Genomic DNA, 24977 nt, shown 5'->3' with positions numbered 1-24977 from the left:
AACTCTTTTAAATCATGACAGCTGTCATACACACAAATGACTTTTATCACTAAGCCTTAAAAATCCCCTATATAGAAATTCCTCAACGTTTTAAAATTTGCTCCTGAAGTATAAAACTTCCATACCAACCAAAAAAAACAGCCCCGGCTCTTGAAACCGGGGCTGTTTAACGTTAAGTCAGTCGAATGCTTTGTTAATGGGGGTTCACGTAGGCCGGGTCACCGCCTTCCTCATCGTCAGGACGGGTATCTGCGTTAGCGCGCAGCTTTGCCAGGCCTTTTTTACCGTACGCAACTCTGGTAATCACCACATACAGCACCGGCACCACGAAGATGGCCAGGAACGTGGCCGCTAACATACCACCGATCACTACCCATCCGATCGTCTGGCGCGATACGGCACCGGCACCAGAGGCCATGGCAAGCGGCGTCACGCCAAGTATGAAGGCCAGCGAGGTCATGATGATCGGGCGCAGACGCAGTTTCACCGCCTCAATGGTCGCCTCAATCAGCTCCATGCCCCGGTCCACACGCTCCTTGGCAAACTCCACGATCAGGATAGCGTTTTTAGCTGCCAGACCTATCAGGGTGATCATACCGACCTGGGCGTATACGTTATTGTCCAGCTTCGGCAGGAGCGTGAGGGCAAGTATGGCCCCGAACATCCCCAGCGGAATGGCGAATAGAATAGAGAACGGCACCGACCAGCTCTCGTAGAGGGCCGCCAGTAACAGCAACACCAGCAGGATCGAAAGCGCAAAGATGTAAATAGTCGTGCTTCCGGCCGCCTGCTCCTCCCGGCTCAGGCCCGTAAACTCGTAGCCATAGCCGGCTGGCAGCACCTGCGCCGCCACTTCCTCCAGCGCCTGCAGCGCCTGACCGGAGCTATAACCCGGAGCCGCGCTACCGTTGATATCCACGGAACGGAACAGGTTGTAGTGCGAAATCACGGCGGCTCTTTCCTCCACCTCAGCGTTCACCAAAGCGCTCAGCGGCACCGACTGGCCCTGGCGGTTCATCACATAGTATTGCTTCAGGCTCTCAATATCCATTCGGAAGGAGGTATCTGCCTGTGCCACTACCCGGAAGTTACGGCCGTAGCGCGTAAAGTCGTTCACGTAGCGGCTACCCATGTATGTGGAAAGGGTCGAGTACACATCGGCCACACTTACGCCCAGTTTCTTAGCTTTCTCGCGGTCAACCTCCACGTGATAGCCCGGGGTGCGGGTGTTAAAGAAGCTGTAGGCCATGGCGATCTCCGGACGGGCATTCGCTGCCCCCAGGAACTGCCCCATCACCTGCTCCAACTCTTGAGGAGAGGCGGCACGGCGCTGCTGCAGCACGAAGGTGAAACCACCCGACTGGCCCAGACCAGGAATAGCAGGCGGAGCCACCACAATGACGTTCGCCTCTTTGATGGAAGCAAACTTCTGCTGCATGGTCGCCATAACACCCGCTAACTGGTCAGCCTCCTCCTTGCGGTCTTCCCAAGGGTGCATTTGTACGAAGAAGGTACCACTGTTAGACTTGAAGGAGAAGTTAATGGCGTTCAGGCCGGAAATAGCGGTGTAGTTCTTCACCGCCGGTACCTCCGCCATCATTTTGCCCATTTGGCCCAGCACGTCTTCCGTTCTGGACTTGGAGGCACCCTCCGGCAGTTCTACCGACACAAACAGGCGACCCTCATCCTCGGTAGGAATAAAGCCTGATGGCTTGGTCATGAACATGCCAACCGTACCCGCATAAAGCAGGATAAGCAGGATGAGCACCAGCGGCATTGCCTTAATTGACTTACGTACACCGGTAGAGTAAGACTCCGTCGTGCGGGCGAACCAGTTGTTAAAGCGGTAAAAGAACTTGTTAATGCCTTTCGAATTCTTGTTCACGTTCATCGGCTTCAGCATCAAAGAGCAGAGTGCCGGCGTGAGTGTAAGCGCCACAAAGGCAGAAATCAACACCGAAATCGCAATGGTGATGGCGAACTGCTGGTACAATCGGCCCACGATGCCCGGGATAAAGCCCACAGGTATAAACACCGCTGCAAGTATAAGCGCAATGGCAATTACGGGCGCCGTGATTTCCTTCATGGCCTTACGTGTCGCGTCTCTGGCCGAAAGCCCCTCATGGTCCATGTTATGCTGCACCGCTTCCACCACCACAATGGCGTCATCCACTACAATACCGATCGAGAGTACGAAACCAAACAAGGTGAGCGTGTTGATGGTAAAGTCCAGCGGTATGAAGAAGATGAAGGTACCGATGATAGATACCGGAATGGCCAGGATGGGCACCAGCGTGGCCCGCCAGCTTTGCAGGAAGAGGAACACCACAATAATTACAAGTATGAGCGCCTCCACCAGGGTGCGCACCACCTCGTTGATGGATGCCTCTACTACGGATACAGTCTCGAATGAAACGATGTAGTCCAAATCTGCAGGGAAGGAGCTTTTTAACTCATCCAGTGCAGCATAGATTCCTTCTGCTGTCTCCAGTGCGTTACTACCAGGAGACTGGTAGATTAGCATCATCGTGGCTGGGTTGCCGTTGATCGTGGCAGCTCTGTTATAATCGAAACGGCCAAACTCAATACGGGCCACGTCGCGCAGGTACACCAGCGAGCCATCGGCCGGGTTGGTCCGCACAATGATGTTCTCAAACTGCTCCTGTGTCTCCAGTCGTCCTGTCACCGTAATCGGGTACTGGAAAGACTGGGAATCATATTGCGGGGCAGATCCGACCGTACCCGCGCCCACCTGCAGGTTTTGCTCCTGAATGGAGGCGATCACCTCGTTTGCACCGATGTTATACTGCGCCAGTTTGTCGGGCTGCAGCCACAGGCGCATACTGAAGTCCTGGCCAATGGAGAAAATGTCACCCACGCCCTTCACGCGCATCAGAGCATCCCGCACATAGATGTTGGTGTAGTTGTCCAGGTACTCCACGCTGTGGGTACGGTTGGGCGAGTACATACCGATCACCATCATGATACTCGGGTTACGCTTCCGCACGGTTACCCCCAGGCGACGCACCTCCTCCGGCAGAGCAGGCTCTGCGATACTGGCGCGGTTCTGCACGTCCAGGGTGGCAATGTCGATGTCGGTGCCCACCTCAAAGGTGACCGTTAAGCTCAACATACCGTTCGTGTTGGTGGAGGTAATGTAGGCCATGCCCGGCGAGCCGTTGATCTGCGTCTCCAGCGGTGTGGCGATGATCTGCTCGATCGTCTGGGCATCAGCACCTGTGTAGGTCGCTGACACGGCTACCGTAGGAGGGGAGATGTCCGGATACTGTGTGACTGGCAAATTCATCATGGCCAGCACACCCACCAGTACGATCACAATCGAGATCACCATGGCGGTGACGGGCCTTCTTATAAAAACATCTGATATCATCTTACTATGCTAAATCTCCTCTTAATTGATAGAAATTATTTCTGACTGGAGGCCTGCGGCTGTTGTTGCTGCGGATCTCCTACCTGTACTTTGGCACCCTGGCGCAGGCGCTGCACACCCTCCGTCACGATTTGCTGCCCTTCTTTCAGGCCTTCGCGCACCACGATATTGCTCTTAAACCTTGTGCCCAGCTGCACGTTTTGCTGCACCACAGAGTCGCCCTGCACCACATACACATAGAATTCCCCAAGCTGCTCCGTCACAGCCTTGTTAGGGATCACCAACTGATCGCCAATGTCCTGGTTCAGCACATTCAAGGATACTGTCATGCCAGGGATCAGGCGCTCGTTCGGGTTAGGGAACTGTACCCTGACGGTGGTAGTACCAGACTGGCGGCCAACAGCTCTGTCGATAGCCAGCAGTTTACCATTATGCGGGTATTGCTCCCCGTTGTTGAGGGTGATGGTAAAGAGAGAGTCAGGCTGGTTGCCCTGCCGCATTCTGCTGAAGCGGCCAATCTCCTGCTCGTTAATCACAATGTCCACTGCAACCGGATCGGTAGAGGAGATGGTGTTGAGCAACGGCTGTCCGGGCGATACCTGAGCCCCCACGCGAACTTGTGAAATACCAATGACACCATCGAAAGGAGCACTGATGACCGAGTAACCCAGGTCAGTGGAGACGCTGCGCACCTGCGCCTGTGCGGAGGCAACCTGCGCCTTGGCGGTTTGTACCTCCGTGCGGGCATAATCCAATTGCTGCTTGGCGATCGCATCGCTCTCTGCCAGCCGCTCGTAGCGCTCCAGGTCTTTCTGCACCCTGGCCAGGTTGGCCTCGGCACTGGCCAGGTTAGCCTGCGCCTGCTGGTAGGAAGCCTGGTACTTGTTGCGGTCTATTTCGTAGAGCTTCTGGCCCTTCTTTACACGCTGCCCGTCCTGCACATAGATATCTGTGATGTAGCCTGAAACCTGCGGACGAAGCTGCACTTCCTGCAGGGCTGTAACCGTGCCAGGGTAAGAGTCCTTGCCGGTAACGCTTTGCTCCGTAACCTTATAAGTATTCACCGGTACGGCCATGGCGGCCGGGTTCATCTGCTGTTGTCCGGCTTTATCACCGCCGCACGACATAAGTATAGTTGGGCTAATGACGGCCGCGGCCAGCCATACGTATTTCCTCTTCATTCTCTTTTTCTCTGATTGTTATTGATTGATATCTATGTTACCTAGAGCTCGCTGGTAGTCCAGCTTGCTGGCCATCAGGTTGTAAAGGGCATTGTAGTAGTTGATCTGCGTGGCGCGCAATTCACTCTCGGCCACCACCAGGTCCACATAGGCCTTCACACCCTCGTCGTACTGCAGCTTAATGATGTCGTACACCTCCTGGGCCATCTCGAGGTTGCTCTCCAGCGTGCGCCACTCGGTATAGTCGGCTTTATAGTTGGCAAGCGATGCCTGGTACTCAGTGTTGATGGCTTTGCGGGTATCTTCGATAGCCACATCTAAGCTCTCTTCCTGCAGTTGGGCGATCCGCAGGTTCTGCACCCTGCGCAACCCCTGGAAGATCGGGAGGGAAACACGTAGGCCGACAACAGAGGTAGGGTAGGCGGACTGGTACAGGTCCGCGAAGTCGGTACTGCTGTAGTACTGGGAATTATAGTTTATAAAGGCAGAAACCGTAGGCAAATAACTCCACTTGTTGTAGGCAGTGTTCAGGCTGAGCAACTGGCGCTGGGTCTGCAGTTGCTGCAGTTCGATCCGGTTGGCAAACTCGATCACCTCGGTCGTGTCGACCAGCACAGCCTGCTCCATTTGATCGTAATCGTACACCAGCTCTACGTTCTTCTCAATCGGGAAGCCCATCAGCTGCTTCAGGTAGGCCTCCTTTGCCTTGATGGCTTCCGTGGCGCGCTTGATGTCGCTGCGGATGTTGGCCAGCGTGATGGCAGCGCGCTGGTAGTCAGTCTTGTCTACCAAGCCAACCTCGTACCGGCTGCGGGCATCGTTATACTGCTTTTCCTGGCGCACCAGGTTCACGTTCAGGATACGAAGCTGCTCCTGTGTGAGCAGTACATCATAAAAACCCTTGCTCACCTCTACCACGGTATTGATCTTGGTGTCGGTGATCTCCTGATCCAGCTGCTGACGGGTAAAACGGGCAGCTTTAGAGGCCAGAAGCAGCTCGCTGTTAAACAGGTTCTGGTTCGCCTCGAACAGGAGGTTAGAGGTATACTTTTGCGTGGAAGTTATAATCTCGTCCCCTACAGGGAACTGCTGGGGCTTAATATTATAAGAGCCGCCAAAGCTGGCGTTTATCTGCGGGTACCATCCTGAAAGATTCGAACGGATTTCCCTTTCGCCTATGGCCTTATTCAGAAGAGCCTGCTCCACGGCTGCCCTATTTTCGAGGGCATAGTCCACGCACTGCTCCAGCGTGAGGCTCTCGGTGGCAGCCCCGGTGTTGCCCTGCGCCAGGGCAAGTGCTGGGCTTAGCAGGCAGCCCAGGAGCAAGGGTTTTATTCTCTTAATTAATCTCATGTAGGTAGTTGAAATACTTGGTGTTTGTAATAATCTCTGGGGAGTGGAGGAGGCGCTTTCCGGTGACCGGGCCACTTGCGTGCTCATTCTTTTTTATCATAGTTTAGTAGCGTTTTGGTGGTTCGTTTTAACATCATGTAGTATAAAGGTTTAGTATTTGCATTTCTTTGCTGAGGTGGTGGCTGTGAGCAAGGTGGCCTTACCTGCTCCTCATCCCATCCCAGAGGATCTGAGGGATCTGCTTTAGCTCCCCTTCCTCCAGCACCAGCCTGCCAGAGGAGGACATCTTCACCGTTGAGATAATGTTGGTGTGGGCCAGCGTGCCCAGGACATTCGGGCTGAGCGCTTTTAGGTGCCCCTCTCGTATGCCCCGCTCGAAGAAGCTGGTTAGGCGCTGCCGAAACTCGCTGCTGTTATAATCTTCCTGTATGAACGCATTGTAGGGTGAGTTCACGAACTGCTCAAAGAACATGAGCACGTTAGGGTTCTCGGAGTAATAGGCGTGCAATCCATACCAGATATTGAAGAAGCATTTTTGGTAGGGCATTTCCGCTGAGTCCTCGCGCTTTATCACCGAGATAATCTGCTCTTTGATGTAGTGAAACAGGTCCAGGATCAGGTCCTGCTTGCTCTCAAAGTAATGGTAGATGGTGCCTGCCGCCACGCCCGCCTTCTTAGCCACCAGGCTCATGGGCGTACCATGGAAGCCATTCTCCCGCACCAGCTCCAGGGTACTCTCAAAAATGGCTTTCTTCTTATCGGCTATTGGCTCCATGTTGTAATATTGTATTGAACATTCATTCGGTTCGCAAAAATAAAGCAGTTGGCACAGAGAGTAAAGATTAATTACATTATCATATAATTAAGGTGTGGTCCCTGCGCCTTTTCCTGTACCTGTTACTTCAAACCGGCTATGGCGCGACAGGTTTAAAAAAACTAGGATTGTTTCTCCAGCAGGCGCTCCATCCAGAAGATCAGGAAAAGCGCGACCAGGTTGATGCCCACAAATTTCTGCCCCATATCCTCGCCGAAGCTGAAGTGGAAAGAGGAGAGGGCGAGACGGAACTTAAAGATCCAGCCGCCTACCATATCCACGCCCACCCCGATGCGCAAGCCCGACACGAACTGAAACGCCCAGGCACCGAAACTGAAGTACACCACCTGTAGCACCTGGTTCACAAGCGAGAGCTTCAAGCCGCGCCTAGGATTGCGGAATAGCATACGCCCGCAAAGTATGGAGAAGACATACAGCAGCCCTGCCAGTATGCTGAAGCGCAGCACCTGCTGACTTACGGTTATTTCGCCGCCGAACAGGACAAGCAGCAACAGGACGATTCCTAAAAAACCGCCCGCTATCTGGTAAATAGCAATGGCTTTGATCTGGTTACTTCTACTCAAGGTACTCAGGGACTACAAGTTAGGTGCAGCTACACTGTTGTAGCTACAAAGGACATGCAAAAGTAAGGAAAATAATTCTCTACGGAAGGCTGTGGGCGGCTATATCAGACAAATAGCAACAGGAGCAGGACGAAGCGTGGGCCCTAGGGTATGAATGGCAGGTGTCTAAGGCCTGCCATTCATGTAAGCATGCGTTTACGCTCACTATGGAATTGAGGAGAAGAACCAGTTACCCGCCGTTGGCGCGGAATACCCGAAGGAAGTTCCCTCCGAGGATCTTCTTTACATCCGCCTCGCTGTAGCCGCGCGCTAAAAGCGCCTTAGTCACGTTCGGGAAATCCTGCACGCCATCCAGCTGCTGCGGGGCGGAGGTGATGCCGTCGAAGTCGGAGCCAAGGCCCACGTAATCAACCCCCACCAGGTTCACAATATGGTCAACATGATCGATTAGAACGGAGAGAGGGGGGCGTATATGCATGACATCAGCCGAATATGTCTCCGCCAGGTAATCCATGACTGCGTCGTTCGACCATCCTGCTGCTTTCAGGGAGTCTGATTCAGGCTTATGGACATCCATAAAGTTTTTGAGCCGTGTCCTGAACTCCGAATCCAGAAAGTCAGAGAAGAAATTTAGATGGATGACACCGCCATTCTTGGCGACGGCCTTGATCTGCTTGTCCGTCAGGTTGCGGGGAATAGGGTTTATGCTATGCACGCAGCTGTGCGAGACCAGCACCGGCTTGGTGGTGACAGCCATGACGTCCCAGAAGGTTTTCTCGCCCACGTGACTCAGGTCCACTAGCATGCCCAACTCGTTCATGCGGGAAACGATCTGCCTGCCCTTTTTAGAGAGGCCTCTCTTAGCTTTTGGCAGCTTGCCCGATGTCTCGTCTGCAGCCGAGGATGCCCAGGGCGTAGAGTTGTTCCAGGTAAGGGTGAGGTAGCGCGTCCCCCGGTTATAGAGCTGCTCGAGCTTCTGCAGGTCGTTGTCGATCATGTGGCCGCCCTCCACACCGATCAAGGCCGCCATCTTGCCTTCCTGCACGGCCTGCTCTATACCTGCCACATCGGTTGCCAGCAGCAGTTTATCGGGGTGCCGTTTCACAATGGCCTCCAGCGAGTCGATCTGCTGCATCGCATACTTGAAGTTGCCGGTTTCATCGCTCCAGACGGAGAAGAACTGGGCATCCACGCCTCCTTCCTTAAAGCGCGCCAGGTCGGAGTGGGTGCGGCCACGAAGGTCTTTGCTGATGTCCAGGCCTTCCATCACCGAGATCAGCACGTCGTTGTGCGTGTCGATCAGGATGGCTTCCTGGTGGACCTGTCTGTAATCCTGGGCCAAGGCGGGATAGCTGCCAAGGGTGAGGCCCAAGGCCGCGGTTATACTTAAATAAAGGTGCTTGTTTTTCATGGGGAGTGCGTATGGTTTATACTTCCGGCTAGGCTGCAACTGCTGCTCTTGCCGGAGGATGATCCTTTAAATATACCGTTTTTCAGTGAAAACCTAAATTCTGTCGCCAAAGTACACGCTTGGCCTAGGCTATGACAAGGCTTTGATGAAACTAACGGACTGCTGTAACACCTGCTCGACAGCCTCCCGGTGCGGCGTGTGGCCGATGCCCGAAAGTATAAGTCGGTGCACCGGCCCCTGCGCCTGCTGCACTAGCGCCTCCACCTGCGCCAGCGTGCCATACTCATCCGCCTCTCCTTGTATAATCAGAACCGGGCAAAGTATGGAAGGCAAAAAATGCTCGATGTTCCAGCGGCGGAAGCCGGCAGATAACCAGGTGTCGGTCCAGGCGCGGAAGACGGCCTCCGTTTTGGAGCCATGGTACTTTTGCAGCTTCTGCGGCAAGTTAGTGGTTTGGTAGGCTTTAACCGCTTCACGTATGCCTTCCAGGGTTTCCTCTTCTACAAACACATGAGCACCCTCTGTCACGATGGCCTTCACCCGGTTTTTATACTTGGCTGCCGCTATCAGGGCAATACTGCCGCCATCGGAGTGGCCGAAAAGTATGGCTTGAGGTATCTGCAGCTTATCCAGCAGCCTTTCCAGCACATCCGCCTCTTGCTCCAGGTAATCCTGACCGCGGTTTATACTTTCGAAGGGGGAGGACTGGCCGTATCCCTGCCTGTCGTAGATCAGGGTAGTGCAACCGGTGGCCTGTGCCAGCCTCTCCGGAAAATCGCGCCATAGGTTAATGCAGCCCAGGGAGTCGTGCAGGAAGAGGAGAACGGAACGATTCGCTGCTGCCACGCCTGGGCGCAGCCACTTCAGCTTGAGGGAAGCCTTGTTAATCCGGATGGTTTGTTCTGTTACGGTGATGGTTGGGGAAGTCATCAATCGGTAGAATATTAAAATCTAGGTAGGAAGATACAGCGACAGTGCCGAAAACAAAACTCCCTGCCTGTAGAGTCAGGCAGGGAGTTTATACTTTGAAACGTGGGGATTAAGCATCAACCTCAGCTTTTTCCTTCTTTCTCTTCTTCTTCAGCTCTTTCTCTAACTTCTTTTTCTCCTTTTTAGAGAGCTCTTTTTCGGGTTGCTGCTTACGGGCGTCTACCTGCGGCAGGCCGGAGGTATCATCGGTTACCAGCGTCATTTCCTCCACCAGGTGCGTGGCCCCGGCGAACTTGTCCACGATAAAGAGCATGTAGCGCACATCCACCGAAATGTTGCGCACCTGATCCGGGTTGTATACGATGTCGCTCATGGTGCCTTCCCAGTTACGGTCGAAGTTGGTGCCGATCAGCTGGCCGTTGGCGTTGATGACCGGGGAGCCGGAGTTACCGCCCGTGGTGTGGTTGGAGGCGATGAAGCACACCGGCATCTGCCCGTTTACACCATACGGGCCGTAGTCTTTTTTCTCATATAGTTCGCGCAACCTGGCCGGAATAGCATAGTCTTCGGCCACGCCGGAAGCAGCCTTCTCCATCACGCCTTCCAGGGTAGTATAGTAAGTATAAATCACACCGTCCACCGGTTTGTAGGGCTCCACTTTGCCGTAGGCCACGCGCAGGGTAGAGTTGGCGTCCGGGTAGAAGTTCTTATCGCTTTGCATCTGGCGCAGACCGCTCATGTAGCTGCGGTACAGCAGGCTCAGGTTATCGTTCACCGAAGTATAGGTCGGCATTACATTAACGCGGTAGTACTCGGCTACGCTATTGGCCAGTTCAAAGGCAGGGTCATTTTTAATCGCGTCCTTTCCCTTCTTCGCCTCGGCTAAGAGCTGCTTCACACCACTTTCCGAAACAAAGGCCGACTTGGTAAACACATCCTCGGCATACTTGGTGAAGTCGCCTTTATACTTGCTGCGCACCATGTTAAAGATCTCCGGGTGCAGCTTGCGGTCGATGTTGTTGTAGTACAGGCTCAGCAGCGCAGCGAACACTTTCTTATCGGCAGGAGCATGGTAATCTTTAAAATAACCGGCAGCATAGCTTTCCAGTTTGGCCACCTGCGCATCTATGTCGTTTTGCGGGGCCTTTTGGGCCAACAAGCGCTGCAGCGTAGTGAAGTTATTGGCCAATTTCACTATCTCCACCCCAAAGGCAGCCTCGTTGATATAATCGCGGGAGATGGTGATGCCATCCAGGGCCTTGTAATTCTGCTCGAACTCGGCCAGCAGGTTGCCGTACTGCTGCTGTCGCGCCGGGTCAGCCGCCACCCATTGGGCAAACTGCTGCTCCAGCTGTTGCTTCTCGGCAATGGCATTGGCCTTGCGGATACCACGGTTCTCGCCGATCCATTTTTTCCAGGCGTTGGCGATGCTGGCGTGCTTGGCCGCATACTTAATGCGCACCGCGTCAGAGGCCTTCATCTCCTCGTCCAGGATGTTGAGCTTTGTCTCGCGGATGTTGATCTTGTGCGGGTTAGACACCTCGTAGATCTCCTTCACCGCCTGCGAAACCAGGTATTCGTTGGTGCGGCCCGGGAAGCCGAAGACCATGGTGAAATCACCCTCCTTCACTCCGCTGAGCGAAATGGGCAGGTGGTGCCTGGGCTTGTAAGGCTTATTCTCGGGAGAATACTCGGCAGGCTCATTATTCGGGCCGGCATAGATGCGGAACAGCGAGAAGTCTCCGGTGTGGCGTGGCCACATCCAGTTATCCGTATCGCCGCCAAACTTGCCGATAGAGGAAGGCGGGGCGCCCACCAAACGGATGTCCTTGAACGTCTCGGTGATGTACATGTAGTACTCGTTACCGTAAAAGAACGGCCTGATCACAGCATTATAATGTGTGCCGGCTGTTGCCTCTTTGCCCACCCTGGAAATGTTGCGCTGCACAATGGCCTCACGCTCTGCTTCGGTCTTAGCCGCCTCAGTACCTGTCAAGATCTGTTTGGTCACATCCTCCATGCGCACGATGAAGGTGGCCGTGAGGCCGGGGTTGGGCAGTTCCTGTTCCCGTGTTTTGGCCCAGAAGCCTTCGGTCAGGTAGTCGTTCTCCACGGAACTGTGCTGCTGCACCTGGCCGTAGCCGCAGTGGTGGTTGGTAAGCAGCAGGCCCTCCGGCGAAATCATCTCCCCGGTACAAAAGCCCCCGAACGAAACGATGGCGTCCTTCAGGCTCGATTGGTTGACACTGTAGATGTCCTCGGCCGTGAGCTTCATGCCCTTGTCCTGCATCTGGGCCTCGTTCAGCTGCTTGAGCAGCATCGGCAGCCACATGCCCTCATCGGGGCGTGCGGTGGTGATGCCAATACTGAGCAGGGCAGCCGCAAAAAAGGATAATATGCGTTTACTGATCATGTGAGATTATGGGTTGGTATTTGTTTTTAGCCCCTAAAGATAGCCATTTTTTACCGCTGAAGTATGACCGTTACGAAATTGCCTGTAGCCAAAGGCAAGAGGGTAACTTTCGGGATAGGCATGAACTAAATTTATACTTTCACTTACACCTCCCCGGAGTAGGAGCCCATCCACTCAGACAAATAAAAAGCACCCTGACTGTTCAGGATGCTTTTCAGGGCGTGTAACCAGCGCTTATTTCGTATCTTGAATCAGGTAAGCTTAGAAACGGCCAATGTTCTCGTAGCTGGTATGAGCTTCCCACTCCCGGTACTTGGTGATCTCCTTGCTGAAGGCATCCACAAACCAGACCATCAGGCTGATATCATCCATTAGGCCGATGACAGGTATAAAATCAGGGATGATGTCGAGAGGTGTGACCAGGTAGAGTAGCACCGCCACCCCGATCACCATGGATTTTTTGGAAACATCCCTGTAATCGCCCCTTACGTAGGCCCGAACCAGACGCATAAAGGTCATCATCAGGGTCTTCAGCTGCTGGAAACCACTTTCACCGCCGTCCACATCTACTAATTTATTGTAAGCCGTAGTCAGCAGCAAACCAATCTTCATGGGCTTGGAAAGTAAGGCTCCGGCTTTGCCTGTAAACCTCCTGAAGATGGGGTTTTGGGAGTACTTAAATCCTTTGTGTATCCAATCTTGTAGCATATAGCATCTTCTATTTAATATCTAATAATCCACTGTACGTGTATAGGCTGCTAAAAGCTGCCTGACAGCCGCTACAGCTTCGATACACAAAAAATATTTCCGCCTGCCGGACTTGTTTTGATCAAAGATGCTCCTTAAAATTGATGTGTAATAGCCTGCTAATAATACAAGCCTTACTGCCTCAACCTAAATTTATGAAACTGTTCAGAATTGTGCTGATTGCGCTGCCCGTAAGTGCAGCACTCATTATCGGTGCCTCGCATTTTTTGCCTTCCGAAATTGTGGTGCAGCAGTCCGTTTTTCTGCAGCAAGCGCCGGAAGAGGTATATCCCTACCTGAACAACCCCACCGAGTGGCAAAACTGGAGCGTGCTTAACAAGGCGCACGACCCAAGTATGATTCACCTCTACGGCGGGCCGGTACAAGGCAAGGGCGCACGGCTGCAGTGGAGCGGCGACAGGGTAGGCGACGGCCAACTCATCTTTACGGAAAGCATACAGCCGACTACTATCGCCTACAGGCAGTCGCAGCCTGACGACACCGCTGCTATACTTGGCGTGTTTACGCTACAAGCCCATAACGGAGGCACCCAACTGGTATGGCAGCAGCAAACAACACTGAGGCAAAACCCTATGGCCAAGCTGCTGGGCGTGCTGCAAAAGTATAGAATGCAGCAGGAGGCCGAACGGGGGCTTCAGGGACTGCAAAAGCTCTTGGGAGTTAGAAAGTTAAAAAGTTAGAAAGTTAGAGAGTTAGAGAGTTAAAGAGTTAGAGAGTTTAGGAGTTAGAGCGTGCAAGGAGACATTTAGCTTTACACTTTTTATACTTCTCTATATTAAGAAAAGGCCTAGTTGTGAAGTACAGCCAGGCCTTTTACTTTATTGAGACTTTCTAACTTTTTAACTCTCTAACTTTCTAACTCTTTAACTCCCAAACTCTCTAACTCCTAAACTTACAACAGTTCATTTGCCAGGTTTGCCAGCTCAGAGCGCTCACCTTTTTGCAGCGTTATGTGTGCGTAAAGCGGGTGATTCCGGGCACGGTCGATGAGGTAGGAGAGGCCGTTGCTTTGCGAGTCGAGGTAAGGCGTGTCAATCTGATAGATATCGCCTGTAAAGATGATCTTGGTGTTCTCGCCAGCCCGGGAGATGATCGTCTTCACCTCGTGTGGCGTCAGGTTCTGCGCCTCATCCACTATAAAAATGATGTTCGAGAGGCTGCGGCCCCGGATATAGGCCAGCGGCGTGATCATCAGCTTTTCCAGCTCCACCATTTCCTTCAGCCGCTGGTACTCCTTACTGGTCTCGGGGTACTGGTTCTGGATGTACTTCAGGTTGTCCCAGAGCGGCTCCATGTACGGGTTCAGCTTCGATTTAATGTCGCCGGGCAGGTAGCCAATGTCTTTGTTGCTGAGCGGCACCACCGGGCGCGCCAGGTAGACCTGCTTGTAATCGCGGCGCTGCTCCAGTGCACTGGCCAGCGCCAGCAGCGTTTTTCCGGTACCGGCCACGCCTTGTATGCTGATGAGCTTTATGTGCGGGCTCATGAGGGCATGGAGGGCAAAAGCCTGCTCAGCGTTGCGCGGTTTTATACCGTAGGCCAACTGCTTATCCACCCGCTCCAGCCGCTTCTCGGCAATGTTATAGTAGGCCAGCACGGAATTCTTAAAACTTTTGAGCACAAAGAAGTGGTTGTCCTTGGGCAGGGTTGGCAGCACCTTATCCGCATCGCAGAAGCCGTGCTCGTATAGCTCGTTCACCAGGTTAGCCGGTACATCCTCCACGGTATCGCAGCCGGTATAGAGATCGGCTACGTCCTGTATCTTGCCGGTTTCATAGTCCTCTGAAATGATATTCAGGGCGCGGGCCTTCAGGCGCAGGTTAATGTCTTTGGTGACCAGCACCACGCGACTCTTCGGCTTTTCCTGCTGTAGCGTGAGGGCCGAGTTGAGGATGTGGTGATCATTCTTGTCTCCGAAGATGTTAACGGCATCTACCCCTGCGGATGTGTTGTGCATCAGCACCTTAAAGCTCCCTTTGTTGCGGCCGTTCAGCGGAATCCAATCCTGCAGCCGGTGCTCGGAAGAGAGCTTGTCGATGAAGCGGATAAACTCGCGCGCCTCAAAATTCTTGATGTCGTTGCCTTTCTTGAAGTTATCGAGCTCCTCCAGCACCGTGATCGGGATGGCTACGTCGTGTTCCTGGAAGTTCCTGATGGCGCTGTGGTCGTAGAGGATGACGGAGGTGTCGAGCACAAAGATCTTCTTGGTGTCTGTGTCTTTCGAGTTAGTTTTTGCGGTGGATGCTTTTGAAGGTTTGCTTTTGCCGTTCTCGGCAGGGGTAGAGATACTTTGGCTGGAAGTGCCAGCCTTTTTGGTTTCGGGTGATGCTTTGGGCATAAGCGTGGGGTTAGGTTGAAACCTTGTTTTGTACGTCTGCGAGGCGCTGTTTTTTAAGCAGCTTTATACTTGTTTACGTGAGAAAACCAGCCGTGGCCGAAGATCAGTCACCGCCATGTCAGCTACCATTTATCGTGGTTACCAGCTACAAATCCACAGTGTTCTATATAGTATTGAGACCTAGACAATTATACTTTGCTGACTCTATAACTAAAACATTAGTTGTTCGTAAATTTTTTTATACTTTTGCTCAAGGAGGTGCTCAATAAAGTATGAAAATAATGGTAAAGCTAAGATTGTGGTTATACTTGCTCATACTGCTGTTTCTGCCTTTGGCGGCCACAGGGCAGGAGAAGGACGTGAAAATCTATAAACCCAGGAAACAGGGAATCCTTTTCTGGAAGATTAACCGGTTCGACCAGCAGGATCGCTTTCACGGCCGCTGGAAAATATACTTGGGGGATGACAGGATAGTTATTCGGAACGGGCGTTTCAGGCACGGCACCGAGGTGGGGAAATGGAAATACTATTACCCCAGCGGCACCTGCTACATGATAGAAAAGTATAACCGCCGCAACAACATCATCGAGGTGCAAAAGTTTCATGAGAATGGGAACCTGGCCCGCCAGGGCACGGCTCGCTTCATCCGGTCCTCGCTCAAAGACCATTACTTCTGGTTTGGGGAATGGCAGGTGTTTGATGAGCAGGGAATATACTCGCATACTGAGACCTACCGGAGTGGCCACCTGGTCAGCAGCACGAAAGGAAAGTAATACTAAACGAAAGGAAAGTGATACTAAAAAGATGTATCCTTATAGTAACTGCCTGAGCTTAAAGAATAAATTCCTCCCTATGGAAACATAACCCACGGATGCGGCAGGGAGCTACACCAACGTATAAAAGTCTTCTTTCTCCTTGTCGTGCAGGAGCAGGTAGCCATGAATTACCAGTTTCACCAGCGTGCGGTAGGCACGGCGCTCGGAGATGTTAGCCAACTTCATGTACTGGCGCAGCGTAATGCGCGGATGCAGCCGCAGGTACTCCAGCACGGCTTCTTCGTGGCGGTTGAGCGGGAGCGGTTCGAACTGGTCGGGCGCCTGCTGCAGGGTCTTGTTCACCATTTTGCTGGTTTGCACGCTGGTGTCGTTCACGCGCACATAGCCGCGCCAGTCGTCTTCTTTCAGTTTGGCAAAATGGGGCTTATGGGTGCTTTCGGGCACCGTCACCTTTAGCACCACCCTGTTGTCCTGCTCTACCTCCTCGTACTGCAGAGTCACTGGCGGGTCGCAGTAGAATTCTGCGGCAAGTTGCAGCGTATGCTTTTCCTCCTCGGGGTCTACGCCGCACACATAGCCATTGTCCTTAACGCCTACTAGTATCACGCCGCCGCGTGTGTTGGCGAACGACACCATGGTTCTGGCGATTTTCTCGGGTTTGGTGATGCGCTGCTTGAAGTCAACGCTGTCGTTTTCGCCTTCCCAGATCAGGCGCTGTAGCTCATCCATAGTAGTAGGGGGGTACTTAAAAGTATAAACTCAGATCTGTGCCAAAAGTTGCTGACGGCGTATGGCAAAAACGGGCTCACCGCCAGGAGGCCGTACTTAACGCTTGTGATGTTAGGCTTACAGGCCAGATATAAAGAACAAAAAGCGAGCCTGTTCTGGCTCGCTTCCCGAAATATTTCTTGGCAGGAACTGATTCTTGTTAAAAAGGCAGATCGTTGTCTGCATCGCTGCTATAGAATGAGGGAGCGTCTTGCTGAGGAGCAGCTGCACCGGCGCCTCCATTAGAGCCGTGAGAAGCAGGCTCCAGTCTCCAGGCTTGCAGGTTGGTAAAGTACATGGTTTGGCCATTCTTCGTGAAAGGCTTGCCAGACAGGTTAAAGGTAACTTTCACCTCGTCGCCATTATTGTAGGTGTCAAGCAGGTTGCACTTGTCCTGTGTCAGCTGAAACTTTACGTACTGCGTGTAAGAGCCGTCCGGAATCTCCAGCACAAACTCGCGCTTCTTGAACTTGTCGCTGATCTGTTGCTCATCAAAGATCTCGTACAGCTTACCTTGGATATCAAAAGACATAATCTATCTGTTAATTTAGTTGTTTTACTCTAGACAAAGATAACGGATTTCCCCCGGAATTAGGTCCATTTTATTACCTCAACTCTACAAAATAATCATCCTGTAAAGTAGAATTCAAACAGCCGCCGCTTAAACGGCGTAAAGGTTGCTACAAAAGTATAAAAGTATAAACAGCATGCAAAAAACAGCGATTGCCATACATGGCGGGGCAGGCACCATTACACAGGCCAGTCTGTCGGCGGAGCAGGAAAAAGCCTACCGGGCTGCTCTGAAAGAGGCCGTAGAAGCCGGACACCAGGTGCTGGAGCAAGGCGGCACGGCACTGCAGGCCGTGGAACTAGCGGTGGTGCATCTGGAAGACACGCCGCTGTTCAACGCCGGTCGCGGGTCCGTGTTTACCAAGGAGGGAAAGCATGAGATGGATGCAGCCATCATGTGCGGCAAAACATTGGAGGCCGGCGCGGTGGCCGGTGTGCGAAGTATAAAAAACCCTGTGAAGCTAGCTGCAGCCATCATGGAGCATTCCGACCACGTGATGCTGAGCAGCTACGGGGCTGAGGAGTTTGCGCTCAGCTATGGGGTGGAGTTTGCGCCGGAGTCATACTTTTTCGACAAGTTCAGGTATGGCCAGTGGAGCGAGGTGCGGGATTCTGATATTTTTATGCTGGACCACACCGCGCAGCGCGACGAGAAGTTCGGGACCGTGGGGGCTGTGGCCGTGGACCAGAAAGGCAATGTGGCCGCGGCAACCTCCACAGGCGGCATGACGAACAAGCGCTACAACCGCATCGGCGACACACCTATTATCGGGTCGGGCACCTACGCTAACAACAACACCTGCGCCATCTCCTGCACCGGGCACGGTGAGTTTTTCATGCGCGCGGTGGTGGCCTACGATGTCTCCTGCCTGATGGCGTATAAAGGCTATACCCTGCAGCAAGCCTGCGACGAGGTGGTGATGAAAAAGCTGGTGGACTTCGGCGGCGATGGCGGGTTGGTCGCTGTCACGGCAGCCGGGGAAATAGCCATGCCGTTTAACTCTGAAGGGATGTACCGCGCCAGTAAGGCCGCGCAGCAGGAAACCTATGTGGGTATTTACAAGGAGTAGCGGGCTCTCTATTTCTACTTTGCCTTAGGTCAGAAATTCTTTTAGCTGCCCAAAGTGTGTTATGCGGGGAGAGACGTTGCTATGGGCGGCGCTATCTTTGGCGTACAGCACGGTGCCAAGGCCCAACTCGCGACCCGCCTTCAGCTCTGATTCCGGGTCGTCACCGACAACCAGTACTTCGGAGGTATCATACTTGTAGCGTTCTACTATACTTTGGAAAATGTCTTTTTTTGTGAGGTCCGACTTGCTGGGGTCCACGATGTGCACTTCCTCAAAGTCATCTTTTATACCCAGCTTTTCTACCTTACTCTGCTGCATGTTGGTATAGCCCGTGGTAACCAGGAACTTCTGCTGCGGCAATGCCCGCAGCTCCGCATAGTCCTCGAAAGGAGGGATAGGTTTTTCATACTTCAGGGTTTGTAATAACTTGTCGCCCTGCTGCTTCAGTTGCTCACTGAATTTATACTTCTGAGCCACCTTCTGGAAAGGGATGCGCATCATGTCCTGCTTTATGTCCTTCAGGTCTCCCTTAAATTCCCCGCTCTCCTCCAGCACGTGAAAGAAGGGCCTGAACAATTCCTCACCGATGGATGGTACAGGGAAAATGGTATTGTCGAGGTCGATAATTAGTGCTTTGATGGTCATTCTATAATAGGGTTTGCGGGTGTTTCAGTTATTTTTATCTTGATATATACCGCCTACTTATCTAGTGCAGTGGCGCTATTTCTATCTCCTCTCTTTACCGGTTAAGCTCCTGCAGTTGCGAGTGTTGGTAATCCTCTTTGCTTTTGTAGAAGACACGTGCATTGATGTCGAAAAGGTTGCCCTTGGCCAGCACGTGCATCAACATGTGGTTAATGGCTACGGGTCGGCCGGGCTCCACCTCATCGATGTTAGTATACTTAACCTCGTGCCCATCCACGATCACCACCAGGTTAGAGCCAATGGTCTCGATCTTGTGGCCCTCGGTAATGAGCACGCCGGTATCTTCGCCCAGGCCGATGCCAATCGTTTTGGGGTGTGTTACCACGGCCTCCATCAATCGCCCGAAACGCCCGCGGGTCACAAAGTGCGTGTCAATAATCACGCCCTCAATCAGGTTAAGGCCCCGGCCCAATTTCACGGCTCCGCGCAACAGCGACTCAGGGGCACTGCCGCCCTTGATCATTTCCCTGGACATGGCCATAGCGCCCGCGCTGGTGCCGGCAATAATAAAGTTCTCGTGCTGGTAGCGGTGCTTTAGGATGTCGAGCAGCTCCGTATGCAGGAACATGCGGGTTATCCGCGCCTGGTCTCCGCCGCTGAACATAATGCCGTCGCACGCGCGCACCCGCCTGATATACTCCGGTTTTAAGGCATCCTCCTCCGTGCGTATGTGCATCAGTTGCACATTCTCCACGCCCAGAATGCCAAAGGCGCTGGTATAACGCTCACCCACCTCCTCCGGAATCATGGATGCAGTGGTTACCACCTCGATGTGTGGGTTCTTGTCTGGAATTTCCTTCAGAAAACGCTTTAGTATACCCAATTCAAAAAAGTCGAGGTAGTACTTCCTTTTCGATTTGGGATTCGGGTAACTGCCTTTGTCTTCGTTTCCGCCTACTGCAATCAGTTTTCCTTTAGGTTTCTCCACGGGTGATATTATCGGTTTAAGTGATCGGTTCTGTCATGGATACCGGCAGCACAAGACTGTGCTGGTACAGTATGATTACCGCTTTCAGCTAAAATCGTTTCACTTTGGCAAAAGTTACCTACGCGGCACGCCGCAAAAGGCTAAAGTATATTTGGGTTTCTATCTAACTATATATAATAAGTTATATTAATAATTGCGGTAACAGGTTAATTTAATATGTTGGCAAATAAAAAATGATATCCTTAAACCCGACCGGAATGACGCCGTATAGTAGGTCAGTAACAGCAAATTGCTTAATTAATTTAACGCGTAACCTTTCCAAGCTATGAAACTAAACAACTTACAGGATCTCCTGATCCACGAACTGAAAGACATTTACAACGCAGAGCAGCAGATTACCAAGGCACTGCCCAAAATGATAAAGGCTGCCTCTTCTGATACCCTGAAGCAGGCTTTTGAGGAGCACCTGATGGTAACTGAAAAACAGATCGAGCGTCTGGATAATGTGTTTGATATGATGGGCGAGAAGGCCAAAGGAGAGAAGTGCAAAGCCATGGAGGGCATCATCCGTGAGGCCGAATCAATGATGGATGAAAGAGCCGATGCTTCCGTGATGGATGCCGCTTTGATTGCCTCTGCCCAGCGGGTAGAACACTACGAGATTGCCGCCTACGGCACCGTTTGCACCTATGCCAACCAGTTAGGCATGAAGGACGTGCTTAACCTGCTGCACCAAACGCTGGAAGAGGAGAAAATGACAGACCAGAAACTGACCCAGATTGCAGAAAAGTCCATCAACCTAAAGGCTGGAAGATAATTTATAAAGAAACGTAGGAAGGCTCTGTACCTTCACCTGGCTTCACCGAGCGGGTCAGAAGGTCACAGAGCTTTCCGTTTTTAGAAACTATATAAAAAAAGCGGCTGCCATACTTTGGCAGCCGCTTTTGCTTTAAGGTGAGAGTAGGTGGATTTATTTGAGCATCTCGTCGAGCGTGACGGTAGACACGGCATGGTAGTTCGGGCGCGCCTTGGCGTAAATGGCCAAAGCCTTCTGCTTGCCTTCCGGCGTGGCGGCCAGGGCCTTGTAGATCGGCACCAAAAACTTGCGGCGCCCTACGTTGGTCAGGAACGTTTCCAGCGCCTGGTCTGCGGTAGTATAGTTGTTACGGATGGCGTGAATGAACCAGGCTGCCAGCACCTCGGAGTTGCCGGAATTGGTGAAGTTGAAAGCCTTGTCCAGTTCTGCCATCTGCTGCTGGCTCATGCCCTCCGGCAGCATGCGTATAAAGTGCAGCCACTCGTGGCTCGACCAGTCCTTCGTGTTCAATTGCGCGGCTGGCTTTCCGTTCTTCCAACTCTGGAAGGCTTCCTCCACCTTGGCAAAGCGCGCGCTCGTCGGCGCCTCAAAGCCATCGGGCAGGCCAGGGGAGAACACCCACCCCTCGATATTGATCTGCTCGGCCAGTTGCTCATCGCCCTTGATCAGTTCAGTGCGCAGGAAGTTGAGGAATTTATCTGTATCAGTGCTCTGGAAAGCGAAGGTGTTGAAGTAGTTGTTCAGGAAGGCATCGAACTTCTCTCGGCCCACCGCTTTCTCGATGTTCTGCAAAAAGAAGTTGCCTTTCTCATAGGCGATGTCTGTCAACCCCTCATCCGGGTCACGGCCTTCCAGGTCCAGCTTCAGCCGGGTGTCCTGGCTGTCAGCGCCCAGATCGTTGAGGGTGTTCTGCAGGTCCTGGTAACCCAGCACGTTGAGCATGTCAGCGTAGTCTTTCCCGTAGACCTCCTCCATAATGCGGCGCTCAAAGTATACGGTGAAGCCTTCGTTCAGCCAGAAATCATCCCAGGTGGCGTTGGTTACCAGGTTGCCGCTCCAGCTATGCGCCAGCTCATGGGCAATCAGGCTGGTGAGCGAGCGGTCCTTGGCCAGCACAGTGGGCGTAACAAAGGTCAGGCGCGGATTCTCCATCCCGCCGAAGGGGAAAGAAGGCGGCAGCACCAGCAGGTCGTAGCGGTCCCATCTATACTTGCCGTAAAGTTTTTCAGCCGCTTCCAGCATCTTGTCCATCTCGGCAAACTCATGCGTGGCAGCCTTGATGGTGGCCGGCTCGGCATAGATACCCGTCTGCGGCCCGATCTTCTCGAACACCAGGTCACCCACCGACAGGGCCATCAGGTAGGAGGGGATCGGCTGCTTCATCTCGAAGGTATAAACGCCTGATGCATTTTTCTCCACCGGGTTCTCAGCACTCATTACAGCCAGCAGTTCCTTAGGCACTTTAACGGTCGCGTTGTAGGTAATACGGATGCCCGGGCTGTCCTGGATCGGGATCCAGGTGCGCGCAAGTATGGCCTGCGACTGCGTGAACAGGAACGGGTGTTTTTTACCCGCCGTCTGCTGCGGGTTGAGCCACTGCAGGGCCGCTGCATCCGGAGAGGTTTTATACTGGATGGTTACTTTCTTGGTGTCTGGCTTGATGGTGACCGCGAGCGGACGGCCCAGGAATTCCTTCTCATCGCCGAGCTCAAAGTCGGTTTCTTCCATGTTATCGCCCAGGTAAACTTTCTCTATCTGCAGGCCACGCGTGTCGAAAATGATCTGGTCGGTTCCTGTTTTGTTTTCGATAAGGTAGGAGGCGGTGCCGCTGAGCACTTTCTGATCAAAGTTTACATCAATGTCCAGGTCCAGGTGCTGGGCCACGGCCTCGGCTGGCTTGGCAAAGCTATGCACGTCTCCGGAGGCTTGCTCCATCGCGCTTTGTTCTGTGGTCATAGTCTCGTTATCATTTGTGGAGGTGGATGAGCAGGAGGCTAGCTGCAGGCTGCCTGCCAGGCCCAGCCCAAGTAAACAACGGTGATAGTATCTCATGGGTTTATCGGAGGATATTTTGGTGTAAGTTAGGCATTCTGCACGAATCCTGAAAACTGCAGCCGCACCTGCTCCCACCGCGGCAGGCAGGTCCTCGGCACCGTAAAAGTAGAGCACCCAGGGTACAGAGGCCCCCACAAAGTATAAAAAGGGATAGTAGGAGCGTGGCAAAACATTTTCGCTCTTTTTGAAGTACTTAAAGTTGAAACGCATAGAAAACCTGCTCAGCTGCTTTTGTATTGCATTATACTGATATCCAAAGGAGATAATATCAAAAAAGCAGGCCCCTGGCTGCAGAGACGGAAGTATGGCTGAGCAAAATTAGATAATATGAACCCTTATAACTTGAAAATACTCACCCTAAGTTTGCTAACATCGCTTCTGCTTGGCGGCCTGACGGGCTGCGGGCAAGGCGACTCGGAGAAAAAAGAATCCAACGGAATTACAGACCTATTTAAGAAGGAGGAGCTGCCGCAGGCCACAACCGACAGCCTTTTTATCAAAAAGTACATTACCGCGGAGCCGGAGTTCAAGGAGCACGCCGACTTGATGTATAAGTTCTACGGTGATCGCAACTACAAATTGGCCTGGTTCAACGAGAACGAGCTGCTGCCCCAGGCGCAGAAGTTTCTGGGCGTGATCGACTCTTCCTCGGAGGAGGGCCTCAACCCGGAAAAGTATAAACTTGTGAACTTCAACGAGATGTTCCAGAAGTATGAGCAGCTGGACGGCCAGGACTCCACCCGCCTGCAGCTACAGCAGCAGATTGACGTGGCTCTCACCGCCTCATACTTTAACTACGCCTCCGACTTTTACCGGGGCCGTATCGACCCCACCTCCAACAATAACGTGAACTGGGAGGTTAAAAGGAACAAGATCAAGCTGGACAAGGCGCTGCAAACCATCCTGAAGGAGCGTGAGAGCACCTACCCTTACTATGAGTTCGAGGCCCTGCACGCCGGCTACGCCAGGCTGCGGGACGCTTTGCAGAACTACAGAAGTATACAGGAAAAGGGCGGGTGGCCAAAGGTGGAGCTGGGCGGCAAGAAAACACTGCAGAAAGGCGATAGCGCTCAGGCGGTGGTCTCCCTCAGAAAGCGCCTGAATCCCAACCAACCCATTGACGTCAACGATAAGCGTTTCTGGCACTATGACGACAAGCTGGAAGCCCAGGTAAAGCAATTCCAGATGCTGCACGGCCTGACCCAGGATGGCGTGGTGGGCGGCACAACCCTTAAAACGATGAACGTTCCGATAGAGGACCGCATCGAGCAGATCATGATCAACATGGAGCGCTGGCGCTGGATCCCCAAGCGCATGGTGCCAAAGAGCCTGGACCAGAAGTATGTGTGGGTGAACATCCCAGAGTACAAACTATACATTTACGAGGATCCTGACAATGACCCGGAGGCGGAGCGGGAGTACAAAGAAGTGATGAGCATGCGCGTGGTAGTGGGTAAAACCATGAACGCCACCCCCATCTTCAGCGAGAAGATGGAGTATGTGGTGCTGGCCCCTTATTGGAACGTACCCAACAGCATCGTCGAGAGGGAGATCAAGCCCAAAATGATCAACAATCCGAACTGGCTGGACACGCAGAACATGGAGATCGTGACAAAAGAGAAGGACCCGAAGCAGGTATCCCCCTACGATATAGATTGGGAGGAAGTGACGGAGAAGAATTTCCAGTACATGGTGCGTCAGAAACCAGGCCCGAAGAACTCCTTAGGCCAATTGAAGTTCCTGTTCCCCAACGAGCATGCCATTTACCTACACGACACCCCGGCCGATGCGCTCTTCAGCCAGACAGACCGGAACTTCAGCCATGGCTGCGTGCGCCTCGAGAAACCGGTGGAACTGGCCAAGTACCTGCTGCAGGACATGCCGGAATGGGATGAGAGCAGCATCCGGGAGGTAATGAACGGCGGAGAGGAAAAGTGGATCACGCTCCCCAAGAAGGTACAGGTATACCTGGTATACTTTACCAGTTGGGTGGATGCGGAAGGGAACGTGCATTTCCGGGAAGACCTCTACGGCCACGATAAAACCCTGAAGCAGCAGTATTTTGGATAACAGTAGCCGGGCGGGGCCTCCCAAGCAGCCCCGCC

20 protein-coding genes are annotated in these 24977 nt (G+C 52.9%); 5 read left to right on the top strand and 15 right to left on the bottom strand.

From position 1 onward, the window contains the following. Positions 1-193: 193 nt before the first annotated feature. The 9 genes from OH144_RS07115 to OH144_RS07075 all read right to left on the bottom strand — a co-directional run bounded on the left by OH144_RS07115 (position 194) and on the right by OH144_RS07075 (position 12785). The gene (locus OH144_RS07115) at positions 194-3391 is read right to left on the bottom strand and encodes an efflux RND transporter permease subunit (protein ID WP_266205608.1); all 3198 of its coding nucleotides are present in this window, start codon (positions 3389-3391) and stop codon (positions 194-196) included. Between the two features lie 35 nt (positions 3392-3426). Further along, a complete protein-coding gene (locus OH144_RS07110; RefSeq protein WP_266205607.1) occupies positions 3427-4572 on the bottom strand; it encodes an efflux RND transporter periplasmic adaptor subunit in 1146 nt (381 codons plus the stop codon). Between the two features lie 18 nt (positions 4573-4590). Next, positions 4591-5925: a TolC family protein gene (locus tag OH144_RS07105; protein WP_266205606.1), complete on the bottom strand. Its 1335-nt coding sequence runs from the start codon at positions 5923-5925 to the stop codon at positions 4591-4593. Positions 5926-6124: 199 nt separating this feature from the next. After that, entirely contained in the window at positions 6125-6700 is a 576-nt protein-coding gene (locus OH144_RS07100) for a TetR/AcrR family transcriptional regulator (RefSeq protein ID WP_266205605.1), read from the bottom strand. Between the two features lie 161 nt (positions 6701-6861). Next, entirely contained in the window at positions 6862-7323 is a 462-nt protein-coding gene (locus OH144_RS07095; RefSeq protein WP_266205604.1) for a hypothetical protein, read from the bottom strand. 229 nt (positions 7324-7552) lie between these two features. Then, complete coding sequence (locus tag OH144_RS07090) at positions 7553-8734, bottom strand: dipeptidase (RefSeq protein WP_266205603.1); 1182 nt, start codon at positions 8732-8734, stop codon at positions 7553-7555. Between the two features lie 129 nt (positions 8735-8863). After that, positions 8864-9664, bottom strand: a complete 801-nt coding sequence (locus OH144_RS07085; protein ID WP_266206314.1) for an alpha/beta fold hydrolase — start codon at positions 9662-9664, stop codon at positions 8864-8866. 109 nt (positions 9665-9773) lie between these two features. Continuing rightward, the gene (locus OH144_RS07080) at positions 9774-12077 is read right to left on the bottom strand and encodes a S46 family peptidase (protein WP_266205602.1); all 2304 of its coding nucleotides are present in this window, start codon (positions 12075-12077) and stop codon (positions 9774-9776) included. 261 nt (positions 12078-12338) lie between these two features. Next, the gene (locus OH144_RS07075) at positions 12339-12785 is read right to left on the bottom strand and encodes a YkvA family protein (protein WP_266205601.1); all 447 of its coding nucleotides are present in this window, start codon (positions 12783-12785) and stop codon (positions 12339-12341) included. A gap of 194 nt (positions 12786-12979) precedes the next feature. Here OH144_RS07075 and OH144_RS07070 point away from each other — a divergent pair, with 194 nt between their 5' ends. Next, positions 12980-13525, top strand: coding sequence for an SRPBCC family protein (locus tag OH144_RS07070; protein ID WP_266205600.1), 546 nt, complete (start codon positions 12980-12982; stop codon positions 13523-13525). 212 nt (positions 13526-13737) lie between these two features. Here the strand turns inward: OH144_RS07070 and OH144_RS07065 are convergent, their stop codons facing one another. Continuing rightward, the gene (locus OH144_RS07065) at positions 13738-15183 is read right to left on the bottom strand and encodes a PhoH family protein (RefSeq protein WP_266205599.1); all 1446 of its coding nucleotides are present in this window, start codon (positions 15181-15183) and stop codon (positions 13738-13740) included. A gap of 281 nt (positions 15184-15464) precedes the next feature. Here OH144_RS07065 and OH144_RS07060 point away from each other — a divergent pair, with 281 nt between their 5' ends. After that, on the top strand, positions 15465-15956 hold the full coding sequence (locus tag OH144_RS07060; RefSeq protein WP_266205598.1) for a toxin-antitoxin system YwqK family antitoxin: 492 nt from the start codon (positions 15465-15467) through the stop codon (positions 15954-15956). A 111-nt stretch (positions 15957-16067) separates the two neighbouring features. On the opposite strand, the gene OH144_RS07055 is transcribed toward OH144_RS07060, so the two are convergent. Together OH144_RS07055 and OH144_RS07050 are read right to left on the bottom strand one after the other, a co-directional pair. After that, entirely contained in the window at positions 16068-16688 is a 621-nt protein-coding gene (locus OH144_RS07055; protein WP_266205597.1) for an AlbA family DNA-binding domain-containing protein, read from the bottom strand. Between the two features lie 199 nt (positions 16689-16887). Then, complete coding sequence (locus OH144_RS07050; protein WP_266205596.1) at positions 16888-17259, bottom strand: DUF3127 domain-containing protein; 372 nt, start codon at positions 17257-17259, stop codon at positions 16888-16890. 175 nt (positions 17260-17434) lie between these two features. On the opposite strand from OH144_RS07050, the gene OH144_RS07045 reads away from it, so the two are divergent. Continuing rightward, positions 17435-18367, top strand: a complete 933-nt coding sequence (locus tag OH144_RS07045) for an isoaspartyl peptidase/L-asparaginase family protein (RefSeq protein ID WP_266205595.1) — start codon at positions 17435-17437, stop codon at positions 18365-18367. 24 nt (positions 18368-18391) lie between these two features. Here the strand turns inward: OH144_RS07045 and OH144_RS07040 are convergent, their stop codons facing one another. Together OH144_RS07040 and OH144_RS07035 are read right to left on the bottom strand one after the other, a co-directional pair. Continuing rightward, the gene (locus OH144_RS07040) at positions 18392-19012 is read right to left on the bottom strand and encodes an HAD family hydrolase (RefSeq protein ID WP_266205594.1); all 621 of its coding nucleotides are present in this window, start codon (positions 19010-19012) and stop codon (positions 18392-18394) included. 94 nt (positions 19013-19106) lie between these two features. Next, on the bottom strand, positions 19107-20000 hold the full coding sequence (locus OH144_RS07035) for a cyanophycinase (RefSeq protein WP_266205593.1): 894 nt from the start codon (positions 19998-20000) through the stop codon (positions 19107-19109). A 325-nt stretch (positions 20001-20325) separates the two neighbouring features. Here OH144_RS07035 and OH144_RS07030 point away from each other — a divergent pair, with 325 nt between their 5' ends. Then, on the top strand, positions 20326-20817 hold the full coding sequence (locus OH144_RS07030; protein WP_266205592.1) for a YciE/YciF ferroxidase family protein: 492 nt from the start codon (positions 20326-20328) through the stop codon (positions 20815-20817). Positions 20818-20970: 153 nt separating this feature from the next. On the opposite strand, the gene OH144_RS07025 is transcribed toward OH144_RS07030, so the two are convergent. Beyond that, a complete protein-coding gene (locus OH144_RS07025; RefSeq protein ID WP_266205591.1) occupies positions 20971-22773 on the bottom strand; it encodes a M1 family metallopeptidase in 1803 nt (600 codons plus the stop codon). Between the two features lie 462 nt (positions 22774-23235). On the opposite strand from OH144_RS07025, the gene OH144_RS07020 reads away from it, so the two are divergent. After that, positions 23236-24942: a L,D-transpeptidase family protein gene (locus tag OH144_RS07020; RefSeq protein WP_266205590.1), complete on the top strand. Its 1707-nt coding sequence runs from the start codon at positions 23236-23238 to the stop codon at positions 24940-24942. The last annotated feature ends 35 nt before the right edge of the window (positions 24943-24977 follow it).

Source organism: Pontibacter kalidii (assembly GCF_026278245.1).
GTDB lineage: Bacteria > Bacteroidota > Bacteroidia > Cytophagales > Hymenobacteraceae > Pontibacter > Pontibacter kalidii.
Note: the sequence above shows the minus strand (reverse complement) of the source record. Positions and strands in the feature narration are given on the sequence as shown.

Coding starts and splice junctions, on each gene's coding strand:
- OH144_RS07060 (WP_266205598.1), top strand. CDS start 15,465: ATGGTAAAGCTAAGATTGTGGTTATACTTGCTCATACTGCTGTTTCTG.
- OH144_RS07075 (WP_266205601.1), bottom strand. CDS start 12,785: ATGCTACAAGATTGGATACACAAAGGATTTAAGTACTCCCAAAACCCC.
- OH144_RS07045 (WP_266205595.1), top strand. CDS start 17,435: ATGCAAAAAACAGCGATTGCCATACATGGCGGGGCAGGCACCATTACA.
- OH144_RS07085 (WP_266206314.1), bottom strand. CDS start 9,664: ATGACTTCCCCAACCATCACCGTAACAGAACAAACCATCCGGATTAAC.
- OH144_RS07115 (WP_266205608.1), bottom strand. CDS start 3,391: ATGATATCAGATGTTTTTATAAGAAGGCCCGTCACCGCCATGGTGATC.
- OH144_RS07040 (WP_266205594.1), bottom strand. CDS start 19,012: ATGACCATCAAAGCACTAATTATCGACCTCGACAATACCATTTTCCCT.
- OH144_RS07055 (WP_266205597.1), bottom strand. CDS start 16,688: ATGGATGAGCTACAGCGCCTGATCTGGGAAGGCGAAAACGACAGCGTT.
- OH144_RS07065 (WP_266205599.1), bottom strand. CDS start 15,183: ATGCCCAAAGCATCACCCGAAACCAAAAAGGCTGGCACTTCCAGCCAA.
- OH144_RS07050 (WP_266205596.1), bottom strand. CDS start 17,259: ATGTCTTTTGATATCCAAGGTAAGCTGTACGAGATCTTTGATGAGCAA.
- OH144_RS07070 (WP_266205600.1), top strand. CDS start 12,980: ATGAAACTGTTCAGAATTGTGCTGATTGCGCTGCCCGTAAGTGCAGCA.
- OH144_RS07090 (WP_266205603.1), bottom strand. CDS start 8,734: ATGAAAAACAAGCACCTTTATTTAAGTATAACCGCGGCCTTGGGCCTC.
- OH144_RS07030 (WP_266205592.1), top strand. CDS start 20,326: ATGAAACTAAACAACTTACAGGATCTCCTGATCCACGAACTGAAAGAC.
- OH144_RS07080 (WP_266205602.1), bottom strand. CDS start 12,077: ATGATCAGTAAACGCATATTATCCTTTTTTGCGGCTGCCCTGCTCAGT.
- OH144_RS07025 (WP_266205591.1), bottom strand. CDS start 22,773: ATGACCACAGAACAAAGCGCGATGGAGCAAGCCTCCGGAGACGTGCAT.
- OH144_RS07105 (WP_266205606.1), bottom strand. CDS start 5,925: ATGAGATTAATTAAGAGAATAAAACCCTTGCTCCTGGGCTGCCTGCTA.
- OH144_RS07100 (WP_266205605.1), bottom strand. CDS start 6,700: ATGGAGCCAATAGCCGATAAGAAGAAAGCCATTTTTGAGAGTACCCTG.
- OH144_RS07110 (WP_266205607.1), bottom strand. CDS start 4,572: ATGAAGAGGAAATACGTATGGCTGGCCGCGGCCGTCATTAGCCCAACT.